Origin of the sequence: Avibacterium endocarditidis (assembly GCF_002921145.1) — a bacterium.
Classification (GTDB): Bacteria; Pseudomonadota; Gammaproteobacteria; order Enterobacterales; family Pasteurellaceae; genus Avibacterium; species Avibacterium endocarditidis.
In genome coordinates, this window is record NZ_PQVI01000133.1 from 1 (window position 1) to 6,262 (window position 6,262).

The 6,262-nt window shown below is 41.0% G+C and carries 5 protein-coding genes and 4 pseudogenes; 3 read left to right on the forward strand and 6 right to left on the reverse strand.

All coding sequences use genetic code 11. The features are described from left to right. The 6 genes and pseudogenes from C3Z13_RS09810 to C3Z13_RS09835 form a co-directional block, all read right to left on the reverse strand. A partial coding sequence (locus C3Z13_RS09810) for a ClpXP protease specificity-enhancing factor SspB (RefSeq protein WP_245872628.1) occupies positions 1-246 on the reverse strand: 246 nt, incomplete at its 3' end. Between the two features lie 12 nt (positions 247-258). Then, positions 259-895, reverse strand: a pseudogene (gene sspA / locus C3Z13_RS09815) (stringent starvation protein SspA). Between the two features lie 221 nt (positions 896-1,116). Next, positions 1,117-1,508 (reverse strand): annotated as a pseudogene (gene rpsI, locus C3Z13_RS09820) (30S ribosomal protein S9). A 16-nt stretch (positions 1,509-1,524) separates the two neighbouring features. Next, a pseudogene (gene rplM / locus C3Z13_RS09825) lies at positions 1,525-1,952 on the reverse strand (50S ribosomal protein L13). A gap of 254 nt (positions 1,953-2,206) precedes the next feature. After that, positions 2,207-2,935 carry a tRNA pseudouridine(65) synthase TruC gene (gene truC, locus C3Z13_RS09830; RefSeq protein WP_103855802.1) on the reverse strand — a complete coding sequence of 243 codons (729 nt, stop codon included), beginning with the start codon at positions 2,933-2,935 and terminating at the stop codon, positions 2,207-2,209. Beyond that, positions 2,922-3,254 (reverse strand): YqcC family protein, encoded by a 333-nt coding sequence (locus C3Z13_RS09835; RefSeq protein WP_103855803.1) that lies wholly within the window; start codon positions 3,252-3,254, stop codon positions 2,922-2,924. Before C3Z13_RS09835 ends, truC begins: the two co-directional genes overlap by 14 nt. 140 nt (positions 3,255-3,394) lie before the next feature. Here C3Z13_RS09835 and C3Z13_RS09840 point away from each other — a divergent pair, with 140 nt between their 5' ends. From C3Z13_RS09840 to ppnN, 3 genes and pseudogenes are all read left to right on the forward strand, one after another. Continuing rightward, positions 3,395-4,171: a Zn-ribbon-containing protein gene (locus C3Z13_RS09840; RefSeq protein ID WP_103855804.1), complete on the forward strand. Its 777-nt coding sequence runs from the start codon at positions 3,395-3,397 to the stop codon at positions 4,169-4,171. An 8-nt stretch (positions 4,172-4,179) separates the two neighbouring features. After that, a complete protein-coding gene (gene queF / locus C3Z13_RS09845) occupies positions 4,180-5,019 on the forward strand; it encodes an NADPH-dependent 7-cyano-7-deazaguanine reductase QueF (RefSeq protein WP_103855805.1) in 840 nt (279 codons plus the stop codon). Positions 5,020-5,028: 9 nt separating this feature from the next. After that, positions 5,029-6,262, forward strand: a pseudogene (gene ppnN / locus C3Z13_RS09850) (nucleotide 5'-monophosphate nucleosidase PpnN); the annotation flags it as partial.

Genomic DNA, 6,262 nt, shown 5'->3' on the forward strand with positions numbered 1-6,262 from the left:
GATTTCTTGCGGTATTCCTTGAAAACGTGCATTAAATTGAACAAAATCATTGGTTAATTGCAAGTTTCCTGTTGCATTCATTGAAATATTCAGCACAATTTGCCCATCTTTAACATATTCAACCGGCACTTTCACGCCAGCATAAGTGGCATCAACAGCCAAGTACGGCGTGCAATCATTGTCTATCAACCAATCATAATAAGCTCTTAAAACATAAGGGCGTTTCGGTGAGAATTTACGTTCCATAACTACTCTCTTTTATTTATCATCCATTAGGTTTTAGGTGCTGCTTCGCCTACGGATTGCTTGAAAGAATCTCTTTGGTACACGCGTTCCATATAATTTTAATCGCTTTACTTCCTGCGCCTGTAAATTGAATTCCTAATTTCTGCATACGCCATAATAACGGCGCAATATAGCAATCTACCAAGCTAAACTCTTCGCTCATAAAATAAGGAGTTTGGTTGAAAATTGGTGCAATGGCTAATAATTCTTCTTTTAATTGTTTGACAGCCTGCTCTTTTTCAGCGTCATCACCTTGCTCAATTTGGTTTAATAAAGAATACCAATCCTGCTCAATTCTTAGCATTAATAAACGGCTTTTACCGCGCGATACAGGATAAACAGGCATTAATGGCGGGTGTGGAAAGCGCTCATCAAGATATTCCATAATAATACGAGAATTAAATAGCACTAAATCACGATCTACCAAAGTTGGCAATGTGCCATAAGGGTTTAACTCCATTAAATCTTCTGAAACAGAACCTGGCTCAATTTCTTCCATTTCATAAGCAACTCCTTTTTCCGCTAAAACAATGCGAACTTGATGGCAATAAATATCGTCTTTATTGGAAAAAAGGGTCATTATTGAACGTTTATTTGCTGCACTACTCATTTTATTCCTCCGCTAACCTTTTACTTATCGATCATTTAAAATTAAAGGCGAATATTTTACCATAATTTATAGGGAAATAGCTAAGTAAATTTATCATACACCAAGCTATCTTATTGATTATAAATTGAATTTTTTCTTGAAAATGATTAATTTAAGAAATTTAGAAAAGAAAAATGGCAAGTAAAAACTTGCCATTTGAACTGTATTTGAATAAGAAACGATTAACGTTTTGAGTATTGTGGGCGACGACGTGCTTTGTGTAAACCCACTTTTTTACGTTCAACGCGACGAGCATCACGAGTAACAAAGCCTGCTGCGCGTAATGCTGGACGTAATGTTTCATCATATTCAATTAATGCACGAGTGATACCGTGACGGATTGCACCCGCTTGACCTGAAATACCACCACCTTTGACTGTGATGTATAGGTCTAATTTATCAGTTAATTCAACCAACTCTAATGGCTGACGTACGATCATACGAGAAGTTTCGCGACCGAAATAAACGTCTAATTCGCGTTGGTTAATAGTGATTTTACCACTGCCCGGTTTGATAAATACACGAGCTGAAGAGCTTTTGCGGCGACCTGTGCCGTAGTTTGATTCTCTGCCATTTTTCTCACCTCGTGATTAAATATCTAAAACTTGTGGTTGTTGTGCTGCGTGTTCGTGGTTAGGACCAGCGTACACTTTCAATTTACGATACATTGCGCGACCTAATGGGCCTTTTGGCAACATACCTTTAACCGCAATTTCAATCACAGCTTCTGGACGGCGAGCAATCATTTCTTTAAATGTCGCTTGTTTGATACCACCTACATAGCCAGTGTGCCAGTAGTAAATTTTATCGCTTTCTTTTTACCTGTTACGGCAACTTTATCCGCATTGATAACGATGATGTAATCACCTGTATCAACGTGTGGAGTATATTCAGCTTTATGTTTACCACGAAGGCGACGTGCTAATTCAGTCGCTAAACGACCTAAAGTTTTACCTGTCGCATCTACTACATACCAGTCGCGTTTAACCGTTTCTGGTTTTGCTACAAAAGTTTTCATTAATTAATTACCAATAAAATAATATTAATACCCAGTGTTCAAATTTGAACACAACCATGAATCTCAATCTTCACCCCTTCGAGTGTGATCTCGATAAAATAATGTGCGGTGGGAAAGCCAACACATTCACAGGGTCGGGCGATTATACAAGAGCTTTAACCAAAAAACAAACGAAAAAACACCGCACTTTGAAATTCCTAGAAAATTTCTTGTATTTTTACGCATTTGATGTTTCATCTTTTCTTTTTGCACGTTTACGCTACCCCATTCCAAGAAAACGCATCGAATAAGCATTGCCATTGTTCATCTAAAGGTGCGGTGATTTTTAACCGATTTTTTGTTATGGGATGAATAAACGCAAGCGTTTCTGCGTGTAACATTAGCCGTTGCACACCGGTATGTTCGGTTAAGGCACGGTTTTGATGTAAATCGCCATATTGCGTATCGCCTAAAATCGGGTGAAAAATATGCTTTAAGTGACGACGTAACTGATGCTTTCTCCCCGTTTGTGGAATGAGCTTCACCAAAGAATAACGGCTGGTTTGATAACGCCCTACCCCATAAAGCATTTCCACTGTTTTTAAGCCTTCATAATCCGTGATCGCCTCTTGCGGTGCTTTATCTTGCTGAGCAAATTTATCGGCGATTTTATCTAATTGAACTTTCAGCGGATAATCAATCCTGCCCTGCCTCGTTACATAACCTCGCACCACCGCCAAATAGCTTTTTTCCACCTGCTTTTGTTCAAATTGCTCGCACAACAATTTGGCAATTTCCCCATTTAAAGCAAACAGCAACACGCCAGAGGTGGGGCGATCTAAACGATGAATAGGAAAAACGTGCTGCCCAATTTGATCACGCAAAGTTTGCATCACAAATTGGGTTTCGTGGCGATCAAGCCAGCTACGATGCACCAACATTCCCGCTGGCTTATTCACCGCCACCAAATATTCATCTTGATAAAGAATATTAAGTGCGATCATTTTGAGCGTTGCAAATTTCTTCGATAGCTTTCAACGGCTCAATTAAGCGTTGCACTTCCACAATATCCTTTTCTTTTAAGGCTTCTTCAATATAAGGCACAATCGCCATTTTGTGCGGTAACGGTTCGTTGCTTTCAATAATGGCATACATTCTCGGAATAAACACCCATTGCAACCATTCGTGCGCATTCATTGTGTCGATACAAAACGGTTCAACGCTGTCAAATGCTGCCGCTTCCGGTGCAACGGCTTGCCAAAGGGCTAATTCCTCCATTGCTTTTTGTAACTGTTGTAACTGATATTTTGTTTGTTCACGCATTGTGGATTCCTTAATTTGCTTTCTCATCTTATTCTGCCTAAAATGTGGCGTTCACCTTTCGTGCAGAAACAAAGGCGTTATGATACCACAAAGCTAAGTGCGAAAAAACGCAATCGCTTTCCTATAAATTAAGGCAGAGAATGTATTTAATTGAAGCTTTTTTTACCCTTACTGAACCCAACAATGCGGTTTACCCATTGATTAATCAAGTGATTGAACAATGGCGTTATAACGGGCAAATTCTTGGGCGAGAAATTCCCCTTTTTCACGCTGAATTAGAACACCAGCAAGGCATTGCCGTGCGTGTAGTTTGCCCCGAACAACAAAGCCTGTTGCCCGAATTTAATAATTCAGCGGTACAAAATGCCTTAGATAAGGCACAAAGTGCGGGGATAAATTTTGATAGTTTTCAAGTGATTGCCGATGATTTAAATTCTGATCTCACCTATCAAGGCGAGCGACCAAGCTGGCAAGTGCTTTACACCACCTATTTGCAATCTTGCTCACCATTGCACAGTGGCGATGATAACTTGCCTATTCCACTGTATAAATTTTTCAAAAATGCACCGCACTTGAGTTTAGACCTCATCAAATGGCAAGAAAATTGGCAGGCTTGCGATCAGTTACAAATGAACGGCACAGCCCTAGAAAGCCAAGCCCTTGCTGAAATTTCTGATCTGCACAGCAATTTATCGAAACACGGTTATGCTTTATGTCAAGAAATTGAGCAACACACTGGCATTCCGACTTACTATTATTTATATCGCATTGGTGGCGAAAGTTTGACAGCTGAACAACAACGCTGCTGCCCACGCTGCCATAAAAATTGGGCATTAAAAACACCGCTCTTTGATCTGTTTGATTTTAAATGTGATCAGTGCCGATTGGTATCCAACCTTTCTTGGCACTGGCAATAAGGAAAAATATGGATTACAACCACGAAAGTTTACACGCCTTAAAATTAGGGCAAGAAACAAAATATGCACAACATTACGACCGCACTTTATTGCAAGCCGTGCCACGTCAATTAAACCGCGCGCAGCTTGGGATTGTGGAAAATCAGCCTTTTACTTTTGGCGCAGATATTTGGACGGCTTATGAAATCTCTTGGCTTAATCCCAAAGGTGTGCCGCAAGTGGCGATTGCGGACGTGGAAATTGATTTCCGCAGTGAAAATTTAATTGAATCTAAAAGTTTTAAACTTTATCTCAACAGCTTTAATCAAAGCCATTTTGACAGCTTCGAGCAGGTGCAACAGATCTTGCAGCAAGATTTGGCTGATTGCGCTAAAGGGCAAGTCAAAGTGCGGTTAAATTCTTTGCAAAATTACCACCGCACTTTCATTAACAGCCTGCAAGGAGATTGTATTGATGATCAGGATATCGAAATCCGAGATTATCAATTCAATCCCAATTATTTAGAACACTGCACACACGCAGAACAGGTGGAAGAACATTTGGTGAGCCATTTGCTTAAATCAAATTGTTTAATCACTCAGCAACCGGATTGGGGATCGTTACAAATTCATTATGTAGGCAAACGGATTGATCGCGAGAAATTGTTGCGCTATTTGGTTTCTTTCCGTCAGCATAACGAATTTCACGAACAATGCGTTGAGCGAATTTATTGTGATCTAATGCGTTTTGCTCAGCCTGAAAAACTCACCGTTTACGCACGTTATACACGCCGCGGTGGGTTAGATATTAATCCGTTCCGCTCGAACTTTGAAACCGTGCCACACAACGCACGCTTAGCCAGACAATAGGAGGTCGCAATGGCGAATATTCATTATGTGAATCCCCGTGGGAGTATGGAACAGCTCTCGCATCTTGAAGTGGAATTGCTCACCAAGCAAGCCAAAAGCGAGCTATATCAGCTATATCGCAACTGCTCGCTTGCGGTGCTAAATTCTGGTGCAGTTACCGATGACAGCCGCAAACTATTAAATCAATATCCTGATTTTGATATTGAACTGGTGGCGACAGAGCGTGGTATCACCCTTGAATTGCACAATCCGCCAGAAAGTGCCTTTGTGGATCAACATATTATCCGCAATATTCAGTATCATCTTTTTGCCGTCCTGCGTGATATTGTGTTCGTCAATGTGCTAAGTCAACGGATTAATCCTTGTGATATTCAAGACAGCCGGCATATCACCAACCAAGTGTTTTCCATTTTGCGTAATGCCAAAGCCTTAATTGTGGGCGAATTGCCGAATTTGGTGGTGTGCTGGGGCGGCCATTCCATCAACCAAATTGAATACCAATATTGTCGTGCGGTGGGGTTAGAACTAGGTCATCGTGAATTAAATATCATCACAGGCTGCGGACCAGGGGTGATGGAAGCGCCGATGAAAGGGCGGCGATTGGCCATTCCAACCAACGCTATAAAAACAGCCGTTTTATTGGCATCACCGAGCCTTCAATCATTGCTTCTGAGCCACCTAACCCAATTGTTAATGAGCTGATCATTATGCCTGACATTGAAAAGCGCCTTGAAGCCTTTGTTCGTATGGGACACGGCATTATTATCTTCCCTGGCGGCCCTGGGACATTCGAGGAATTACTGTATATCCTTGGAATTAAGCTCAACCCAGAAAATCAAGCGCAAGCTATCCCACTCATTTTAACCGGGCCAAAAGAAAGTGCGGATTATTTTGCCACGATTGATCGCTTTGTTGGCGAAACCTTAGGGAAAGAAGCGCAATCCTTGTATAAAATCATCATTGATGATCCTGTGGCAGTAGCGCGCCATATGAAATCTTCAATAGAAGAAATTCGTCATTTACGCTATGAAAATAATGATTCTTATGGCTTTAATTGGTCGTTGAAAATTGATCCTGAATTCCAACAGCCATTTATCCCAACCCACGAAAATATGGCAAATTTAGATTTGCATATGAACCAAAGCAAAGTGGGCCTTGCCGCCAATCTTCGCCGTGTATTCTCTGGTATTGTGGCGGGTAACATTAAACCAGATACACAAGATCGCATCGCTGAACTAGGCAA

Bases quoted from the DNA above. Each gene is read 5' to 3' on its own strand.
- truC (WP_103855802.1), bottom strand. From the start codon at position 2,935: ATGATCGCACTTAATATTCTTTATCAAGATGAATATTTGGTGGCGGTG.
- C3Z13_RS09835 (WP_103855803.1), bottom strand. From the start codon at position 3,254: ATGCGTGAACAAACAAAATATCAGTTACAACAGTTACAAAAAGCAATG.
- C3Z13_RS09840 (WP_103855804.1), top strand. From the start codon at position 3,395: ATGTATTTAATTGAAGCTTTTTTTACCCTTACTGAACCCAACAATGCG.
- queF (WP_103855805.1), top strand. From the start codon at position 4,180: ATGGATTACAACCACGAAAGTTTACACGCCTTAAAATTAGGGCAAGAA.